The organism is Geothrix sp. (assembly GCF_049292215.1).
GTDB lineage: Bacteria > Acidobacteriota > Holophagae > Holophagales > Holophagaceae > Geothrix.
Genome location: NZ_JBATQW010000051.1, coordinates 1 through 17362, shown reverse-complemented (window position 1 = coordinate 17362; position 17362 = coordinate 1). Strand labels below are relative to the sequence as shown.

General features: G+C 66.0%; 17 protein-coding genes. 6 read left to right on the top strand and 11 right to left on the bottom strand.

Annotated elements, in window-relative coordinates; genetic code table 11:
• Positions 1-4: 4 nt before the first annotated feature.
• Positions 5-1363, bottom strand: a complete 1359-nt coding sequence (gene ffh / locus WAS25_RS08500) for a signal recognition particle protein (protein ID WP_422311094.1) — start codon at positions 1361-1363, stop codon at positions 5-7.
• 104 nt (positions 1364-1467) lie between these two features.
• On the opposite strand from ffh, the gene WAS25_RS08495 reads away from it, so the two are divergent.
• Both WAS25_RS08495 and WAS25_RS08490 read left to right on the top strand, forming a co-directional pair.
• Complete coding sequence (locus WAS25_RS08495) at positions 1468-3480, top strand: thioredoxin domain-containing protein (protein ID WP_422311093.1); 2013 nt, start codon at positions 1468-1470, stop codon at positions 3478-3480.
• Positions 3481-3588: 108 nt separating this feature from the next.
• Positions 3589-5319, top strand: a complete 1731-nt coding sequence (locus WAS25_RS08490; protein WP_422311092.1) for an NAD-dependent malic enzyme — start codon at positions 3589-3591, stop codon at positions 5317-5319.
• A 421-nt stretch (positions 5320-5740) separates the two neighbouring features.
• On the opposite strand, the gene WAS25_RS08485 is transcribed toward WAS25_RS08490, so the two are convergent.
• From WAS25_RS08485 to WAS25_RS08465, 5 genes are all read right to left on the bottom strand, one after another.
• Complete coding sequence (locus WAS25_RS08485) at positions 5741-5941, bottom strand: hypothetical protein (RefSeq protein WP_422311091.1); 201 nt, start codon at positions 5939-5941, stop codon at positions 5741-5743.
• 167 nt (positions 5942-6108) lie between these two features.
• The gene (ruvC, locus tag WAS25_RS08480; RefSeq protein ID WP_422311090.1) at positions 6109-6603 is read right to left on the bottom strand and encodes a crossover junction endodeoxyribonuclease RuvC; all 495 of its coding nucleotides are present in this window, start codon (positions 6601-6603) and stop codon (positions 6109-6111) included.
• Complete coding sequence (locus WAS25_RS08475; protein ID WP_422311089.1) at positions 6600-8888, bottom strand: ribonuclease R family protein; 2289 nt, start codon at positions 8886-8888, stop codon at positions 6600-6602. Before WAS25_RS08475 ends, ruvC begins: the two co-directional genes overlap by 4 nt.
• Positions 8889-8916: 28 nt before the next feature.
• Positions 8917-9786, bottom strand: coding sequence for a hypothetical protein (locus WAS25_RS08470; protein WP_422311088.1), 870 nt, complete (start codon positions 9784-9786; stop codon positions 8917-8919).
• A gap of 151 nt (positions 9787-9937) precedes the next feature.
• Positions 9938-10765 (bottom strand): hypothetical protein, encoded by an 828-nt coding sequence (locus WAS25_RS08465; protein ID WP_422311087.1) that lies wholly within the window; start codon positions 10763-10765, stop codon positions 9938-9940.
• Positions 10766-10795: 30 nt separating this feature from the next.
• Here WAS25_RS08465 and WAS25_RS08460 point away from each other — a divergent pair, with 30 nt between their 5' ends.
• Positions 10796-11779 (top strand): glycosyltransferase family 9 protein, encoded by a 984-nt coding sequence (locus WAS25_RS08460; protein ID WP_422311086.1) that lies wholly within the window; start codon positions 10796-10798, stop codon positions 11777-11779.
• Positions 11780-11783: 4 nt separating this feature from the next.
• Here WAS25_RS08460 and WAS25_RS08455 read toward each other — a convergent pair whose 3' ends face one another.
• The gene (locus WAS25_RS08455) at positions 11784-12140 is read right to left on the bottom strand and encodes a cytochrome c3 family protein (protein WP_422311085.1); all 357 of its coding nucleotides are present in this window, start codon (positions 12138-12140) and stop codon (positions 11784-11786) included.
• Positions 12141-12449: 309 nt separating this feature from the next.
• On the opposite strand from WAS25_RS08455, the gene WAS25_RS08450 reads away from it, so the two are divergent.
• Positions 12450-13448, top strand: a complete 999-nt coding sequence (locus tag WAS25_RS08450; RefSeq protein ID WP_422311084.1) for a PstS family phosphate ABC transporter substrate-binding protein — start codon at positions 12450-12452, stop codon at positions 13446-13448.
• Positions 13449-13460: 12 nt separating this feature from the next.
• Here the strand turns inward: WAS25_RS08450 and cysS are convergent, their stop codons facing one another.
• Complete coding sequence (cysS, locus tag WAS25_RS08445; protein WP_422311083.1) at positions 13461-14912, bottom strand: cysteine--tRNA ligase; 1452 nt, start codon at positions 14910-14912, stop codon at positions 13461-13463.
• Between the two features lie 50 nt (positions 14913-14962).
• Here cysS and WAS25_RS08440 point away from each other — a divergent pair, with 50 nt between their 5' ends.
• Positions 14963-15607: a hypothetical protein gene (locus WAS25_RS08440; protein ID WP_422311082.1), complete on the top strand. Its 645-nt coding sequence runs from the start codon at positions 14963-14965 to the stop codon at positions 15605-15607.
• On the opposite strand, the gene WAS25_RS08435 is transcribed toward WAS25_RS08440, so the two are convergent.
• Both WAS25_RS08435 and WAS25_RS08430 read right to left on the bottom strand, forming a co-directional pair.
• Positions 15595-15987 carry an acyl-CoA thioesterase gene (locus WAS25_RS08435; protein WP_422311081.1) on the bottom strand — a complete coding sequence of 131 codons (393 nt, stop codon included), beginning with the start codon at positions 15985-15987 and terminating at the stop codon, positions 15595-15597. The genes WAS25_RS08440 and WAS25_RS08435 overlap by 13 nt on opposite strands.
• Positions 15988-16052: 65 nt before the next feature.
• Positions 16053-16403 carry a hypothetical protein gene (locus WAS25_RS08430; protein WP_422311080.1) on the bottom strand — a complete coding sequence of 117 codons (351 nt, stop codon included), beginning with the start codon at positions 16401-16403 and terminating at the stop codon, positions 16053-16055.
• A gap of 166 nt (positions 16404-16569) precedes the next feature.
• Between WAS25_RS08430 and WAS25_RS08425 the strand changes: the two genes are divergently transcribed.
• Positions 16570-16977 (top strand): thioredoxin family protein, encoded by a 408-nt coding sequence (locus WAS25_RS08425; RefSeq protein WP_422311079.1) that lies wholly within the window; start codon positions 16570-16572, stop codon positions 16975-16977.
• An 85-nt stretch (positions 16978-17062) separates the two neighbouring features.
• Here WAS25_RS08425 and WAS25_RS08420 read toward each other — a convergent pair.
• A partial coding sequence (locus WAS25_RS08420; RefSeq protein WP_422311078.1) for a tetratricopeptide repeat protein occupies positions 17063-17362 on the bottom strand: 300 nt, incomplete at its 5' end.

The window sequence follows — 17362 nt, the reverse complement described above, 5'->3', positions numbered from 1 at the left end:
TCTCCTAGAAGGGAAGGTTGGGGCCGCCGCCCATCTTGGCCATGCGCTGCATCCGGGCCATGAACTTGGGATCGTTCATCTGGCCCATCATCTTCTTCGTCTCCAGGAACTGCTTCAGCAGCTGGTTGATCTCGTGGACCGGACGGCCGCAGCCAGTGGCGATGCGGCGCTTGCGCTTCCCGTCCAACAGGTTGTGGTTGTTCCGTTCGGCCGGGGTCATGGAGTTGATGATGGCCTCGAGGTGCTTGATGCGCTTGTCCGTTGCCACCGACGCCAGTTGCTCCTTGATCTGGCCCATGCCGGGCATGAACCCGAGGATCTTCTGCATCGAGCCCAGCTTCTGCACCTGCTGGAACTGCTTGCGCATGTCCTCGAGGGTGAACTGGTTCTTGGCAAGGCGCTTGGCCATGCCCTCGGCTTCCTTCTCGTCGATCCTGTCCTTGGCATGCTCGATGAGGCTCAGGACGTCGCCCATGCCCAGGATCCGTTGGGCCATGCGGTCGGGGTGGAAGCGCTGGAAGTCTTCCAGCTTCTCTCCCTCACCCACGAACTTGAGCGGCTGGCCCGTGGCCTGCTTGATGCTGAAGGCCGCGCCGCCGCGGGTGTCGCCGTCGGTCTTGGTGAGCACCACCCCGGTGATGCCCAGCTTCTCGTGGAAGGCCGTGGCGCTGCGCACCGCGTCCTGGCCGGTCATGGCGTCCGCCACGAAGAGGATCTCGTCCGGAGCGGTGGCGCCCTTGATCCGGACCAGCTCCTCCATGAGTCCTTCATCCAGGTGCAGGCGGCCGGCGGTGTCGAGCACCACCACATCCCAGCCCTTCAGCCGGGCCTCGGCCACGGCGGCGGCGCAGATGGCGACGGGATCCCTCTCTTCCGTGTGATAGGAGGGCACGCCAGCATCCTTCGCCACCACATGCAACTGCTCGATGGCCGCGGGGCGGTAGACGTCGGCCGGCACCAGCAGCGGGGAGCGCCCGAGCTTCTTGAGGAACACCGCCAGCTTGCCGCAGGTGGTGGTCTTGCCCGCACCCTGGAGGCCCACCATCATCACCACCGTAGGCGGTTTCGACGCGAAGGTGATGGGGTGCTCGGGGGCCTGGCCGCCCATGATCTCCACCAGCTCGTGGTGGACGATGTCGATGAAGGCCTGGGTCGGGTTGAGGCCCTGCATCACCTCGGCGCCGAGGGCCTTCTCCTTCACCCGCTGCAGGAAGGTGCGGGCCACGCTCACGTGGACGTCGGCCTCCAGCAGGGCCATGCGCACCTCCCGCAGCACGGCCTCGAGGTTGGCTTCGGTGAGCTTCGACTGGCCTCGGAGGGCCTTCATGGCCTGGCTGAGCTTCTGGGTGAGGCTGTCGAACATGGGACTCCGGCGGGGACCAAACGACCATTGTAGGTGGCGTCGAGGACTTTCCCCGTGTGGAAACAGGATCCTCAGGCATAATCCTGACCGATGGAGTCGGGATAATGCCCAACCACCTTTCGGAAAGCCTCAGTCCCTACCTGCTCCAGCACGCCCACAACCCCGTGGACTGGCACCCCTGGGGCGAGGCGGCCCTGGCGAGGGCCCGGGCGGAACAGAAGCCGATCTTCCTCAGCATTGGCTATAGCGCCTGCCACTGGTGCCATGTGATGGAACGCGAGAGCTTCGAGAACCCCGCCGTGGCCGAGGTGCTCAATGCGCACTTCGTGAGCATCAAGGTGGATCGGGAGGAGCGGCCCGACCTGGACGATCTCTACATGGACGCGGTGCAGACCCTGACGGGGCGAGGTGGCTGGCCCATGAGCGTGTGGCTCACGCCGGACCTGCAGCCCTTCTACGGCGGCACCTACTTCCCGCCCGAACCCCGCGGCGGCATGCCGGGGTTCGTCCCCCTGCTCAAGCGCATCTCCCAGCTGTGGCAGGAGGAGCGTGCCGGGGTCGTGGGGCACGCGGCTGCGCTCGCCGCCGAGCTGCGGCGGCAGGCCACGGTGGAGGCTGGTAGCACGCAGCCCGGGGATGCCAGCCTGGACTCGGCCCTGGACCAGCTCCGCAGGGGCTTCGATGCGCGCTGGGGCGGGTTCGGCCCGGCCCCGAAGTTTCCTCAACAGATGGCGGTGGACCTGCTCCTGGCCCGGGGCACTGGGGCGGATCGGGCCATGGCCCTCCGCACCCTGGATGCCATGTGGGAAGGCGGCATGTACGACCACCTGGGCGGCGGCTTCGCCCGCTACAGCGTGGACGGCCAGTGGCTGGTGCCCCACTTCGAGAAAATGCTCTACGACAACGCCCAGCTGGCCGGCTGCTACCTGACAGCCTTCCAGGCCACCGGCGAGTCCCGTTACGCGGCAGTGGCCACGGAGACGCTGGACTACCTGCTGCGGGACCTGCGCGACCCCAGCGGCGGCTTCCACTCCAGCGAGGATGCGGACAGCGAGGGGGAAGAGGGCAGGTTCTACGCGTTCACCCCCGCCGAGGTGCGGGAGGCCCTCGGCCCGACGGATGGGGAGCGGTTCTGCGCGGCCTTCGGAATCACGCCGGGAGGGAACTTCGAGCATGGGGCCAGCGTGGTCCACCGCTTTTCCTGTGCTCGGGAAGCTTCGCTTCCCGAGGAAGAAGATCAACGGCTTCGGGAGAAGCTCCGGCTCTGGCGGGACCGGCGCGTGCGGCCCGGAAAGGACGACAAGGTGCTGGCCGCCTGGAACGGCCTTGCCCTGTCGGCCCTGGCCCGGGGCTACCAGGTGCTGGGCGACGCGCGGTACCTGGAAGCAGCCCAGGCCTGCGCGACCTTCCTGCACACGGATCTCTGGCGGGAGGGAAGGTTGCTGCGGGTGTGGCGCCAGGGCCGGGCGCACACCTCGGCCTTCCTGGAAGACCATGCGGCCGTGGTGGAGGGGCTGGTGGACCTCTTCGAGGCGGACTTCGATCCTGCTTGGCTGCGCTGGGCCGAGACGCTCGGTGAGGCGATGCTGGCGCGGTTCCATGACCCGGTCGATGGCGGGTTCTACAGCACGGAGGCGGACCAGCCAGATCTGCTGTTCCGGCAGAAGCCCGGCTTCGACAACGCCATTCCCAGCGGCAACACCTTGGCCTCCCGGGCGCTGCTCCGGTTGTCCCGCCACCTGCAGCGAGAGGACTTCCGGTCCGCGGCCGAGGGGACCCTCCAATGCTTCGGACCCTGGATGGCGCGCACCCCCAGGGCCTTTCTCGGCCTCCTTGGCGTGCTGGACCTCGTCCAGAGGGATCCATTGGATGTGGCCCTGTCCGGCCATCCCGAAGATCCCATCGTGCAGGACATGCTGAAGGAAGTGCACCGGCGCTTCCTGCCGGGCCGGGTGCTCTCGGTCTCTGGTGATCAGCTGCTGCCCCTGCACGAAGGCCGGGGCCTGAGCCCGGGAAGGCCCCTGGCCTTCGTGTGCCGGGGCAGGACCTGTGCGGCTCCGGTGGGAACCAGCCGGGAACTCGGGGACCTGCTCCAGGACGCCCCGGCTCCGATGTGATCCTGTCCCTCCAGCGGGTGGATACACTGATTTTACCATTCAGCTCCGCCTAAACCGGAACCAGGGATCTGTCGGATCCGGGCGTGGCGTGGCAGACAAGGGGCAGCCATGAAGAACTTCGTGCTCAGGATCGACCCTCTGACGGGCGAGGAATACTACGAGGTCTACCTTCGGGGGCGGCAGCTCCTGAACAATCCCCACCTGAACAAGGCCTCGGCCTTCACCAAGGAGGAGCGGCTGAGCCTGGGACTGGACGGGATGCTGCGGCCCGGCATCGCGACGCTGGAATCCCAGCTGGACCGCACCTACGAGGCCTTCTTGCGCAAGCCCGACGACATGGAGCGCTACATCTACCTCTCGGGCCTCCTGGACCGCAACGAGGTCTTGTTCTACCGCCTCCTCCAGGACCACCTGGACGAGATGGTCCCCATCATCTACACGCCCACCGTGGGTCAGGCCTGCATGCAGCTGAGCCATATCCAGCGCCGCTTCCGGGGCATCTACATCACGCCCGAGAACATCGCGAACATCGACCAGATCTTCCATGGATTGTCGCAGCCCCAGGTGAACCTCATCGTGGTGACTGACGGCGAGCGCATCCTGGGCCTAGGCGACCTGGGCTCGGACGGCATGGGCATCCCCGTGGGCAAGGTCAGCCTCTACGTGGCCGCCGGCGGCGTGCACCCCGGAGTCACCCTTCCCATCACCCTGGACGTGGGCACCAACAACCCCAGGCTGCTGGATGATCCGCTCTACCTGGGCATCCGCAGGCCGCGACTCAGAGGCGCGGAATACGAGGAGCTGGTGGAAAAGTTCGTTCTGGGTGTGAAGCGGAACTTCCCAGGTGCCTTGCTGCAGTGGGAGGACTTCGCCAAGCAGACCGCCTTCAAGAACCTGGACCGCTACCGCGAGCGCATCCTCTCGTTCAACGACGACATCCAGGGCACCGGCTCCACGACCCTGGCAGCCCTGATGACGGGCATGCGCATCAAGCAGAGCCGCTTCCAGGATGAGCGCTACGTCATCGTCGGCATGGGCCAGGCCGGCACCGGCATCGCCATGAACATCCGCGCGATGTTGAAGGAGGAGGGACTGACTGACGAGGAGGCCCGCAAGCGCATCTTCGCCGTGGACATGCAGGGTCTGCTCATTGAGGGAGATCCCCTCCTGGAGGGGCCGCAGGAACCCCTGGCCCAGCGGCGAGCCGCGGTCGATGGCTGGAGGCTGGACACCCCCTCCCGCATCGGCCTCGAGGATGTCATCCGCAATGCCCATCCCACGGTGCTCATCGGGGTCACGGCCCAGCCGGGCCTCTTCAGCGAGGCGATCCTCGCAGAGACCGCGAAGCATTCCGACAGGCCCATCGTGCTGGCTCTATCCAATCCGACTCACAAGTGCGAGTGCACGCCAGAGGCTGTCTGGAAGGCCACAGACGGCAAGGGCCTGGTGGCAACGGGCAGCCCCTTCGAGCCCATGGACTGGAAGGGACACACCCTCCAGGCCTCCCAGTGCAACAACATGTACATCTTCCCCGGCGTCGGCCTTGGCGCCCTGGTCTTCAAGGCCACGCGCGTGACGGACGGGATGTTCCTTGCGGCCAGCAAGGCCATCAGCACGTTCGTCACGCCGGAACAGGAAGCCATGGGACTGCTGCTGCCCGAAATGAAGGACATCCGTCGCGTATCCGCCGCGGTGGCCAAGGCGGTCGGCATCGAGGCCCGCAACGCGGGCCTGGGACGCCTCCTCGACGACGACCAGATCGCCGCAGTGGTGACCAGGGCCCAGTGGGTGCCGGCCTACACGGCGTATCGACCCGGAACAGTGCGGCACGAAGATTGAATGTCTTCTGCCCCTTGTGGAAGGGGGTGCCAGGCCTAGCCTTTGGGTTGGGAAGAGCCACTCCTTCCTCCTGCGGGGCGACCGTTTTCGCCAGCCCCTTCCGGCCAGAGCTTTATGGGGCCGAGACTACTGGGCACCCTTCGGGGTGCCCTTTCCTTGTCAGGGGCTTCCTTGCTTCCGCGCCTCCAGGTATCGCAGCGCTTTGCGTTGCTCCCACGCGCTTTTGGCGCGCGGACCAGGAGCCTCCCCCCTGGCCCCCGCGCCCAAGCTCGGCAGAGCCAGGCTCGGGCTTGATGGCCTCAGGTGGAGGAGCGATGGTTGTCGAGTACCGTGAACTCCAGTAGCCGACAGACAGTTGGACTGATTGATACGAAAAAGCCCGGCGACGCCGGGCTTTTCATGGGGTGGGAGGGGTGCGGAATCAGGCGGCGTGGACTCGGCGGCTGCGATGCATGACCTCGGCTTCGAGTTCGGCTTCGAGGGCCTGGACCTGGCGGAGGACGGCGAGGCCGCTGGGGGAGCTGCTCATCTGGCGCTCAAGCTGGTTGAACACCTCATGCAGGCGCTCGGCGGTGGTCCAGAAGGCCGGGTTGTGCTGGCGTGCTGTGGTGTCCATGTGCATGGCGGCTCCGTGGGCTTCCTGGACAACATGATCGTGTTTGCTTGTGACTAAGGCTAGTGATAGGCATCACAAGAAATGTCATGAGTTACGAAGTATTTTGTCACGACCGCCGTGACACTTTCCGAAGTCATTGAAAAACATGACATCCAGGTCGTCCAAGGCCCGGTTCAGGCCCTCCGGCTGGCCAGCAGGTGGCCGATGGCCACGGCCGCCGCATCGGCCGCGTCGGCCGCCAAGGGCTCCTTCAAGTTCAGCAGGGTCATCACCATCTTCCCCACCTGGCCCTTGTCGGCCCAGCCATAGCCGCTGACGGCCTTCTTCACCTGCATGGGGTTGTAGTCGCCCACCGGCAGGCCGTGCAGGGCCGCCGTCAGGAGGATGCCCCCGCGGATCTGGCCGAGCTTCAGGGCCGTGGCGGCATTCTTCTCCACAAAGGGGGATTCCACCGCCATGAAGCTAGGCTGGTGGGCGGCGATGGCCTCGGACAGACGGCGGTGGATGAGCAGGGCCCGCTGATCGAAGTCGGTGCCTCTGGGATTCCGGATGACCCCCGCCTCCACCAGGGTCAGCCGGGATCCGAAGCGCTCCACCACGGCCCAGCCACAGGCCAGGGAGCCGGGATCAACCCCCAGGCAGCGCATGGGCGAGGGAGGGACGATCACCGTCCCTTCCGCTTGCCGGTGCCCCGGACACTGCCCTTCGGTGGCTTGGGGCTGGCCTCGCGGGATTTCCCGGCGGTGACACGGGCCTTCTTCGGTGGACGTTGCTTTGAGGTCGTGTCGCGCCGGGGGCGCGGCTCACCGGATCGGGTTTGGGCTCCCCGCCGGGGCTTCTCCAGGTCACCTTCTCTCAGCACCGCGGGTGCTGCGAGCATCGGCACGAACTGGAGGACCTTGCCATGGGCATCCTGGGCCTTGGCCTCGGTGACCCAGGCGCTGACGCGCCGGAGGTCCTCGTCCACGGTGGTGATCTCTACCTCCACCGCATCACCGATGGTGAGCACCACCATGCCCCGCTGGCCCGTGGCCTTGGTGCGGTGCTCATCGACCCAGAAGTTGCCCCCCAGGGCCGCCAGGGGCACGCCCACCTCCACGAAGGGCGACTCGAGGGTGACGAACATGACCTTGGCGGAGAAACCCTGGATGCGGCCCTTGAAGCGCTGGCCGATGCGGGACTTCATGAGCAGGCAGGCCTTCCACTTGTCGTTCTCGCGCTCAGCCTCCGTGGCCTTCTGCTCACAGTCGCTGGCGCCCTTGGCGAGCACCGCCAGCTGGCTGTGCAGGCCCTCGGGCAGCTTCTGGCCGCGAAGCACCTTCCGGAGCAGGCGGTGGACGATGAGATCCGGATAGCGGCGGATGGGGCTCGTGAAGTGCAGGTAGTCCTGAAGCGCCAGACCCGAGTGGCCGATGTTGTCGACGTTGTACTCGGCCTTCTTCAGGCTGCGCAGCAGGAGGGTGTTGATCATGGCCTCCAGGGGGCCGCCCCGGATTTTGTCGAGCATGGCGTTGAGGTGCTCGGGGGTGGGCGTCTCCTTGGGCTTGAGCAGGCCGAAGGTGCGGGCCACCTCCGCGAAGATCTCGAGCTTGAGGGCATCGGGTTCATCGTGAATGCGGTAGATCGAGGGGATCTTCTTCCGGGTGAAGAAACGAGCCACCGTCTCGTTGGCCAGCAGCATGAACTCCTCGATCATGCGGTGGGCGTCATGGCGCGGATACCGGCGGGCATCCACCGGGCGCCCCTCCTCGTCGAAGATGAACTCGGCCTCTTCCGTGTCCAGGTTCATGGCGCCCCGGCCCAGGCGCACTTGGGTGAGGCGACGGGACAGCACCAAGGCCTCGTCGAGGAGGCCGCACAGGGGCTCGCCCAGCTCGGCCCGCTTGCGCTTCGACAGGTCGATGCAGGCGTCCTTCACCTCGTCATAGGTGAGGCGCTTCGCGCTGCAGATGACACTCTCCGAAAGCCGCGTTTCCACCACTTCGAGATCCGGCGAGATCGTCATCCAGGCCGTCATGGTGAGGCGGTCCACCCTTTCGCGGAGGCTGCAGAGGTCGCCGCTGAGGCGTTCGGGGATCATGGGGATGGCTTCATCGGGGAAATAGACCGAGGTGCCCCGCAGGCGGGCTTCTTCATCCAGCGGGCCACCTTCGGCCACGTAGTGGCTCACGTCGGCGATGTGCACGCCCAGTAGCCAGCCACCACCTTCGGACTTGGACAGCACCTCCAGGCTGATGGCGTCGTCGAAGTCCTTGGCGGTGGGAGGGTCCACCGTGCAGGTGAGGGTCTCGCGGAGGTCCTCTCTGTCTTGGATCCATTCAGCCGGAATGCTGGTGGGGAAGGGTGCCAGCTCGCGCATGACCGCGTCCGGAAACTCCGTGCGTAGGTTGAACAGTGCCGCCGTGAGCTTGTTCTCAATCTTCAGGTCGGTCTTCTTCCCGAGCCTGGCGACCACCGTTCCGTGCAGCTGCTTGGCCTCGGGATCAGTGTCCAGCTTCACGCTTACGAGCTCACCATCTTCGGCTAGGTCCGTGGGCGGCACGGCGATGATCTGGGCCAGGCGCGGCTCCAGGGGCACCACCCGCCAGCCCCAGGGCTGCCTCTGCAGGATTCCGGGCAGGGGGATCTCCCCGCGGCCCTTGATCTCGAGGACCCGGGCCTTGAGGCGGCCATCCCAGCCTTCGCCATTCACTTCGGCCACCACGCGGTCGCCATGGATGGCGCCGTGGGCATCCCGCCAGTCCACGAGCAGGTCCATGCGGGGCCCCTTGGGCGCCCCGAGGATCCTCAGGAAGCCTCCGGCGCCCTCAGGGTGTCCCAGGAAGGTGGCTTCGAAGGTCTCGTACGGACGAAGCCCCGAGGCCATGGGCTTCGGGGCTTCCGTTGGGGGGCGTCGATCGGGAGTGCGGGCCGGACTGCGGACGGGGATACGGGGAGTGGAGCGTCGGGTCATGCCCTCAGGGTACAGGCCCCGGGGACGATCAGCTCTTCTTTCCCTTCTTGGCGGGGGTGGCCACCGCCCTGCCGTTCAGGACATCCAACTGGTGCTGGACCTTCCGGTTCTCGGGATCAAGGAAGGCCAGGCGGTTCAGCCACTGTGCCTTGCCGGCCTTTTCCGGAAAACGCTCAAGGTAGGCGGGGGTGGAGATGACCGCTTCCACCCACTTGGTCTTTTCGCCTTTGCCAGCCTTGTAGTCGGCGATCTGGTCGGCTTCGCTCTTGAGCTTCTCTTCCATCACCTTCACGAGGGGGTCATAGGCCCCGTCCTCCCGCTTGGTGACATCCAGGTAGGTCTGGAAGAACTTCATCCATTTGGCGCAGTCCACCACTTCCTTCTCGACCCCGAGGGCCAGGTCCAGCTCCTGGCGCTCGCCAGGATCCAGGGCGCTCTTGCCCTTCAGCTCCTTGATGCGGGCGTCGTTCTCGTCCAGCACCTGCTGGGCCCGGAGGCCCGCCTGCTTGTAGTAGGCCACGGTCTGGGTGAAGGGTTCCTTCACGCCGGCATAGCACTCATTGGCCAGCGACTTGGCGGCCTTGGCATACTCCAGGGCCTTCTCCCAGGCTCCGGAAGCATCGGCGGCCTCGGCCGCCAGGCGGAGGGCCTCGGCCATGTCGAGGTTGGCCGAGCAGCTCTGGACGAGGGTCGAGTTGTCCTTCTTGTCAAAGGCGGGGCGGGTGGCGGGCAGCAGGGCCTCAGCCCGCTTCAAGGCCTCCGAGTGCTTGAGGTCGGCCAGAAGCTGTTCCACCGCGGGCCTTTCGGCCTTGACGCGGTCGCCCAGAGAGGGCGCTGGCGCCTGGGCCAGGAGGGCCGCAGAAAGAAGGACCGAGCTGAGGAGGGCGGATGTGCGCATCGTTTGGACCAATGAGGAAAGGGGGGAGCCCCTTGGGAGAAGCTTGGATTGTCGCGGGATTCTCGGGACTTGCCTAGTCCTGACTGGCCAGAGGTCACAGGCGGGATGGGCTTGAGTAGCACCGCCACTCGCCTGACTGGCCTGGGCGGGGTCACCCCAAGGTTTCAGCCATGCCTCGGATCTCGGCCTTGATCCGGTCCATCTCCTCGCGCTCGATCCGGCGCGCGGGGACCCCGCCCCAGGTCTCCCCAGCCCCCACCCGGCTCCCAGGCAGCACCACGCTCTCAGGCAGGATCGTGGCATCGTCCCCGATGACGACATCCCCCATGACGCAACAGGCTAGGCCCAGGGTGGCGCGGTGGCCCACGGTGACCGGGGCGATGACAAGGTTCCCCCCACCGCCATAGTGGGCGAAGATGCGGACGCTACCGCCCAGGGCCGCGTCGTCGCCGACGCTGATGAGCTGAGGATCGCTGATGTATTCCGTGTTGATGAAGGCGTGCCGGCCGATCTTCATGCCCATGGCCTTCAGGAACCAGACACCGAAGGGGGTGAGCGTCACGAAGGGCAGGAAGGTGAAGCGCACCAGATAGAAGAGGCCGTTATGGAGAAACCAGGGCAGGGCATGCAGGGTGTAATAGCCACCCTTGAAGGGCTTCACCCGGGTGGGAAGGACCCAATTGTAGAGCGGGACGACCAGCAGGAGCATCAGGCCGAAGATGAAGAAGCAGAGGGCCAGCGCGAATCCCGACACGATCCAGGGCAGGGGGCCTGCCAGCGGGACCGCCCAGGCGTGGAGCCGGGACCAGATCCACAGCGCCGGGGCCAGAGCCAGGCCCAGAGCGGTGGAGGCGAGGGTGTACATCAGCAGGACCGCCAGACCGTAGGCAATGCGACCGAAGCGCCGCAACAGCCGATCCAGCCAGTTCTTCGGGGGCGGGTTCTTGGTCTGGTCCTTGGCGAAAGGCTGCATGCTCATGCCTCCAGCGTAACGAATTAGGATGGAAGGATGGATCTGGTTCTGCTCCGCCTCTCCGCCCTCGGCGACATCCTCCGGGTGCTGCCCGCTTGGGCCAACCTACATGCGGCGTTTCCCGAAGCCCGGTTCAGGGCGGTGGTGGAAGATCGCCACACCTTCCTCCTGGAGCCGCTTCCCTGGCTTGAGCCGGTCATCGTCCGCAGGAAGAGACTTTCAAATCCTCTCTCTGCATTTGGTGAATTGAAGCGTGTGGCCGCCCTGGTGAGGGGTGGGGAGGCCAGCCTGGATTTCCACGGCATCCTCAAGGCAGGGCTCATCCCCCGGTTCGCCGGGATCGAGGAGCGATGGGGAGACGGTGTCACCAAGGAGTTCGCCGGATCATTCCAAACCCACCCCATGCCATTCCGACACCAGACCCGGTACGACCAGGCGCTCGGCTTGGCGGAGGCTTTCGGCCTCAGCCGCGGCATTCAGGGCCTCGGGCGGTTCCACCCGGTCCTGAAGTCTGTGGATCTCCCGGATCCAGGCATGATCTGGCATCAGGATGCGAAGCCCCGGATTGTGCTGGTGCCTGGCGCCTCCCGCCGGGGCGCCATCAAGCGGTGGCCCCTCCGGCACTGGCTGACCCTGGCGGAAGGACTAAGAGGGCGCCTTGACCTCCGCTGGTCCCTTGGGCCTGAGGAGGAGGACCTCCGCTCCTGGCTGCCAGAGGCCACGGGCGTCGAGGCTCTGCCCAGGATGGGGTTCTGGCAGCTGGCCTCGGCCCTCCGGCAGGCAGACCGGGTGGTCGCGCCCGATACCGGCCTGCTGCATCTGGCCGTGGTCCTTGGTGTTCCCGCCCTGGGGCTCTACGGATCCAGCGACCCGGTGGTCGCCGGGCTGCCAGCCGGGGCCGGTGGGGTCCTCCGCACCGGCATCGCCTGTGCCCCCTGCCGGGAACGGGCCTGCCAGCGCCGCCAGTGCCTGGAGGACCTGCCCCCGGCGGAGGTCTCCGAAGCCCTGCTGAACGGGTGAGGCCTCAGCGCAGATTGAACTTGAACTTCCCCGCATGGCACTCGAGGCACTTCACCACTGGCGGTTGATGCTGGCGATGGCACTCGATGCAGGGGATCTCGCCCACATGGGAGTCGTGAGGATTGGGCTTGGCGTCCTTGGTGAGGGCCTTCATGGCCGGGTAGTCGCCATGGCAGGTCATACAGGACTCCGCAGCCACCGCCTTTTTGGTGGGCTTCTCCTCCTGGTGGCAGTCGAAGCAGTGCACCCCCGCCTTGGCGTGGGGAGCGGGCAGGCTTTTCTTCCCGTCTTGGGAGTGGAGAGCCAGACCGCAGATCAGGCTGAGGCTGACGAGGGCGAAGCAGCGCGTGGCACCGGGCATGGCGAATCCATTGAGTTTCCAGGGGTCTGGGGCTGGGGGTCTGCTTCCAGTCTACAGGAGGCAGGGCTGCACCCCAAGCTGCCGGGGATTCGGCGGTCTCCAGTCCGGGCAGCCTGGTGCCTCAGCATCGGCCGTGACCTTCATCACCATTCCTGGGCCATGGCCAGGGAGTCGAGTTGGTGGGTGTACGATCATGACCCGCAGGGCATCTAAATAGCTCCTGCTCAGGGTCAGAGCTTTCAGTCTGCATCGTGAAGGCCAGAACGTATGGTGGCATTCTGGGTGCGGACATCCTTCGAGAGGATTCCCATGAGAACGCACCATGCTCGACTGGTTCCAGTCCTGATCCTGGCGGCAGGGGTCTGCGGGTTTGGGGCATTGTCTGCCCAGACGGCCCAGCCCCGAGCCAAGGTTCCCGCCACCATCCCCACCTATCAGCCCCGGGTCCAGGTCAAGGGACCCATCGATCTGGTCGGCACGGATGCCCTCTCCGACCTCGGCGACGAGTGGGCGGCCGCTTTCCGGAAGGTCCACCCTGAGGCCAACCTGATCTATCGCTCCAAGCTCACGTCTGAGGCGATCAAGGGATTCCTGGACGGTTCAAGCCTCCTGGTCATCTCGGCCCGGGAGTTCACGCCGGAGGAGAACAAGGCCTTCCAGGCGAAGTTCGGCTACATGCCCATGCGCATTCCGGTCTGTCTCGATGCCAACATCGTCTTCGTCAACAAGAACAACCCCATCACCTCCATCACCATGGAGCAGCTTGACGCCGTCTACTCCAAGACGAGGCTGGGTGGTTCGAAAACGCCGGCAGTTACTTGGGGCGACCTGGGCCTCAAGGGCGAGTGGACGAAGCTTCCCATCCAGGCCTACACCCGCGCCGCAGGCTCCGCCACGCGATCTTCCATTGGCGAAAAGGTCCTGCTCAATGGGGAGTTCCGGCCGGGCATCCACGACCGGGATGATGGCTCCGCCCTGGCCGAGGCCGTGATGACTGACCAGTCCGGCATCGCCATCGGCACCATGTCTTCATGGTATTTCGCCAACAAGGTCCTGGCAGTGGTTCCCTACCACGGCGAGGACGCCCGGTTCCCGAACCAGGAGAACGTCACCACCAGCAAATACCCCATGCCCCGCCTCTACTACGCCTACCTGAACCGGACGCCGGGCGCCCCCCTGCCGGCCCCTGTCAACGAGCTCATCCAGTTCATCCTGACCAAGGAAGGGCAGAACGCTGTCGCGGACTCCGGGCTCCTGCCTGGACCGCCGGAATTCATTCAGATTGCCCTCAAGCGCCTGAGCCGTTAGCCGCGGCTACTCTCAGGCCCGGCGCCACCCGGTGGTGCCGTCCTTGCGGTCCTCCAGGACGATGCCCAGGGCCTTCAGCTGATCGCGCACCCGGTCCGCCTCAGCCCAGTCCCTGGCGGCCTTGGCGGCCCTCCGCGCATCGATGAGGGCCTCGACTTCGGCATCCAGGCTTTCGGTGGCGTGGGGCCAGGCTGAGAACATGGCGTCGGTCTCATCCAGGAAGGCCACGACGGTGTCCCGCTCCTCTCGGGTCAAGGCAACGTGGTCATCCTGGGCGTTCAGGTCGCTGATGAGGGTGAAGATGGCCGCCAGGGCCTCGGGGGTGTTCAGGTCATCCGCCATGGCCGACCAGAAGGCCTCGCGGGCCTGCTCCAGACGAGCCAACGGATCGAAGGCCTCCTTCCAGGGGCCGCCACCGGGCTGACCATCACCCTCCATCCGGGTGCGGAAGGCCCGGATACGCTTGAGCGAGTTCTCCGCGGCACGGAGGCCTTCGAAGCTGAAGTTCAGCACCTTGCGGTAATGGTTGCTCTGGATGGCGTAGCGGAGCGCAGTGGGATCCACCCCCTTCTCGATTAGATCGCGGAGGGTGAAGAAGTTGCCAAGGCTCTTGGCCATCTTCTGGCCCTCGACCATGAGGAATTCGCCGTGAACCCAGTGGTTGACCCAGGGGTGGCCCAGGCAGCCCTCGCTCTGGGCGATCTCGTTCTCGTGGTGGGGAAAGATGAGATCGACGCCGCCGCTGTGGATGTCCAAGCGCTCACCCAGCAGCTCCATGCCCATGGCTGAGCACTCTATGTGCCAGCCAGGGCGGCCAGGTCCCCAGGGGCTGTCCCACCAGGGTTCGCCTGGCTTGGTGGCCTTCCACAGCACGAAATCGGTGACCGAGTCGCGCTCGTACTCATCCGCGTCAACCGAGGCCCCGGCCTGCATGCCCTCGCGGTCCAGGTGGGCCAGGCAGCCGTACTGGGGCAGACCGGCAATCCGGTAGTAGACGCTGCCCTCGCGCACATAGGCCAGCCCCTTGGCCTCCAGTGCCTGGATCAACCGGATCATCTGGGGTATGTAGGCGGTGGCCTTGGGCAGGAAGTCCGCCCGCTGGATGCGCAGTGTGCCCAGGTCCTCCAGGAAGATGGCGGTGAACCGGTCCGTGAGCGCCGTCATGGCTGCATGCCGCTCGGCGTTGGAGGCGTCCGCCGGCAGCGCACCCTGGGAGTCGCGGATGATCTTGTCCTCCACGTCCGTGATGTTCATGCAGTGACTGACCTCGTGCCCGGCGGCCCGAAAGGTCCGTTTCAGCAGGTCCTGGAAGAGAAAGGTTCTCAGATTGCCGATGTGGGCGTAGTTGTAGACCGTGGGTCCGCAGGTGTACAAGGAGATCCGTCCTTCCTCCACCGGAACCACGGGATCGACCCGCCGCGTCAGGGTATTGAACAGAGCCAGGGTTCGCCGCATCTTCTTCATGGTTCTAGGAAACCACCTTTTCCCTTCCACCCAAAGCCTCCGGAGACCTGATGAGCCTGTTCGGCGGCAGCAAGCAGGACGAGGCGCTGGCCGAGCGTGAGGAACGTCTGCGGAAGCTGGAAGCTGAGAACAGGGCCATCCAGACCCGCCTGGAGGGCACCCAGGAACTGGTCCGGCACCTAGACGAGGACCGGGACCTGCTGCTCGGTGCCCTTGAGCGGATGCGTCCGGGCGGGTCCGACCAGGCTCTGGCCCAGATCCTGTTCGATGTCAGCTTCAAGCCCCTCGGCCTGGCCTGCTTCTATGTGGCCGTGGCGGACTGGGACCAAGACCAGCTCCAGTTCGTGCTGTACCACGAGGGGGGACGGTCCCGGAACCACCCCTCCCGCCGTTTGTCGGACCGGGCCGGACTGTCGGAACGGGTGCTGGCGGGGCGTCGGCCCGTCTACATCCGCACCATGGAGGAGGGGCATGCCGCGGGCAGCCTGTTGACGGCCGCAGAACAGGCCACAGGCCTCATTCCGCACTCCTGGTACGGGGTCCCCCTGGGCTGGGGCTCCCGCCCTTCTGGTTTGGTGAGCTTCCAGAGCTTCCAGACGGATGCCTTCAGCGAAGAGCGCCGTCGGGTCATGGACGCACTGGGCGCCCTGATGTCCACCTGCATGGGCAGGCCAGAGCCGTCTCAGCGTCCCTGAACCAGGGCCAGCAGGTCGTCCGGCAGCACCCGGGCACGGTTGTCTGAGCCAGCCACGAGGTGGACGCTCTCTCCTTCGGCGAGGAGGAGGCCAGCCCGTTCGATCCGGTAGCCGAAGATGATGCGCCGCCGTCCCGTCTCCAGGAGGGTGGTCCGCACCTGGACCAGCTCGTCGTAGCGGGCTGGCGCCCGGAATCGCACCCGGATCTCGTTCACCACCAGCCGCACGCCCCGGGCCTCCCAGTCGGCGTAGCTCTGCCCCAAGTTGCGCAGGAAGTCGCTGCGACCCAGTTCCATCCAGACTGGATAGGTCGCGTGGTGGACGATGCCCATGGCATCGGTTTCGGCGTAGCGCACTCGGAGTTCGGTCAAAGATTCCATGCTCCGAGCGTACACGAAGAAGCCCCGCCGGAGCGGGGCTTGACAATGCACGGAGGGGCTCCCGGTTACTCGACGGTGACGCGGACGTGATCGCCCTTGTCCGTGGTGATTTCCAGGAGCAGGTCGCCCGCCTTGGCGTCGGACAGCAGCTTCTGGAGCTGTTCGGGCTTCATGCCCTTCTTTGTCTCGCCGTTGACCTTGATCTCTCCCTCGCCAGCCATGTCGAGCACACCCTTGGCCAGGCTGATGGGCATGCGGATGTGGACTTCGGTGGGCCCGTCCACGCCCTTCTGCTTGTGGTGGTGTTGCATCATGCTCTTGGAGACGATGTCCACCTTGATGAACCGCGCGCTCTGGGCGGCCAGGGGAAGGCTGAGGCTGGCCGCCAGGGCCAGCGGGATCATGATGGCGCGCATGGGCGGCCTCCTTGGAAGGATTGGGATTCGGCACTCGCCGGGTTGCCTGGGATTACGGGCCGGTGAATGGGGGGATTAGCCCGGTTATTCTGAAACCTGGAACAAAAGCCGATCTGCCACCATCCAAACCCCGGCGGCCCGTCCGCCAATCCCCTGGAGTCCACGCATGAAAGCCCTCGCCGCCCTGCTGCTGATTGTTGCCCCGGCCTTCGCCTCGGGCACCGCCAAGTGGGAGCACGACTATCAGTCCGCCCTCAAGCGGGCCAAGGCCGAGAAGAAGGTCGTCTTCATGGACCTGTGGACCGAGTGGTGCGGCCCCTGCCTGCACCTTCAGAAGAATGTCTTTCCCACCCAGGAGGCCCAGGCCGCCTTGGCCAAGGTGGTGCCCTTTTCCGCGCTGGTTCAGAAGCGGGACGGCACGCCTGTTGCTGAAGGCACCAGGCTTTCCGAAACCTTCAAGCTGACCGCGTTCCCCACCATGGTGATCCTCGACGAGAACGGCAAGGAACTCCGCCGCCAGGTGGGAGCCTTCCGCAGCGGCGCCGAGTTTGCCACCTGGCTGAACGGCAAATAGGCGAAGCCCTCCCATCGTCCGTTCATCCGCGGCGGCCTCCGGGCCGCCGCGTTGTTTCACCACGCCAAGGTGAGTTCACGGCCGGTCAAAGGTCCTTCACGCCCGCGGGGGTTTTCGGGGGTTTGGGCAGGCGCTGCTTGAGGCCTTCCAGCTCATCCTGCTGGGCGCCCATGCTGGGGCGGGGCGGGGGTGGCGGGGGCGGCTTCTTCGGGTTGGGCGGCGGGGGTGGCTGCGCGTCCTTCACGAGAGTCTGCAGATCATGAATGGCCTCCCGCTGGCCGGGCTGTTCGAGCAGCAGACGCTCCAGCAGCGCGCGGGCCTCGGCGGGCCGGCTGGACTCCATGTGGGCTCGGGCTGCCAGCAGCAGGGCCGGGGCGCGCCAGGC

Coding starts and splice junctions, on each gene's coding strand:
- ffh (WP_422311094.1), bottom strand. CDS start 1,363: ATGTTCGACAGCCTCACCCAGAAGCTCAGCCAGGCCATGAAGGCCCTC.
- WAS25_RS08495 (WP_422311093.1), top strand. CDS start 1,468: ATGCCCAACCACCTTTCGGAAAGCCTCAGTCCCTACCTGCTCCAGCAC.
- WAS25_RS08490 (WP_422311092.1), top strand. CDS start 3,589: ATGAAGAACTTCGTGCTCAGGATCGACCCTCTGACGGGCGAGGAATAC.
- WAS25_RS08485 (WP_422311091.1), bottom strand. CDS start 5,941: ATGCACATGGACACCACAGCACGCCAGCACAACCCGGCCTTCTGGACC.
- WAS25_RS08475 (WP_422311089.1), bottom strand. CDS start 8,888: ATGACCCGACGCTCCACTCCCCGTATCCCCGTCCGCAGTCCGGCCCGC.
- WAS25_RS08470 (WP_422311088.1), bottom strand. CDS start 9,786: ATGCGCACATCCGCCCTCCTCAGCTCGGTCCTTCTTTCTGCGGCCCTC.
- WAS25_RS08465 (WP_422311087.1), bottom strand. CDS start 10,765: ATGAGCATGCAGCCTTTCGCCAAGGACCAGACCAAGAACCCGCCCCCG.
- WAS25_RS08460 (WP_422311086.1), top strand. CDS start 10,796: ATGGATCTGGTTCTGCTCCGCCTCTCCGCCCTCGGCGACATCCTCCGG.
- WAS25_RS08455 (WP_422311085.1), bottom strand. CDS start 12,140: ATGCCCGGTGCCACGCGCTGCTTCGCCCTCGTCAGCCTCAGCCTGATC.
- WAS25_RS08450 (WP_422311084.1), top strand. CDS start 12,450: ATGAGAACGCACCATGCTCGACTGGTTCCAGTCCTGATCCTGGCGGCA.
- cysS (WP_422311083.1), bottom strand. CDS start 14,912: ATGAAGAAGATGCGGCGAACCCTGGCTCTGTTCAATACCCTGACGCGG.
- WAS25_RS08440 (WP_422311082.1), top strand. CDS start 14,963: ATGAGCCTGTTCGGCGGCAGCAAGCAGGACGAGGCGCTGGCCGAGCGT.
- WAS25_RS08435 (WP_422311081.1), bottom strand. CDS start 15,987: ATGGAATCTTTGACCGAACTCCGAGTGCGCTACGCCGAAACCGATGCC.
- WAS25_RS08430 (WP_422311080.1), bottom strand. CDS start 16,403: ATGCGCGCCATCATGATCCCGCTGGCCCTGGCGGCCAGCCTCAGCCTT.
- WAS25_RS08425 (WP_422311079.1), top strand. CDS start 16,570: ATGAAAGCCCTCGCCGCCCTGCTGCTGATTGTTGCCCCGGCCTTCGCC.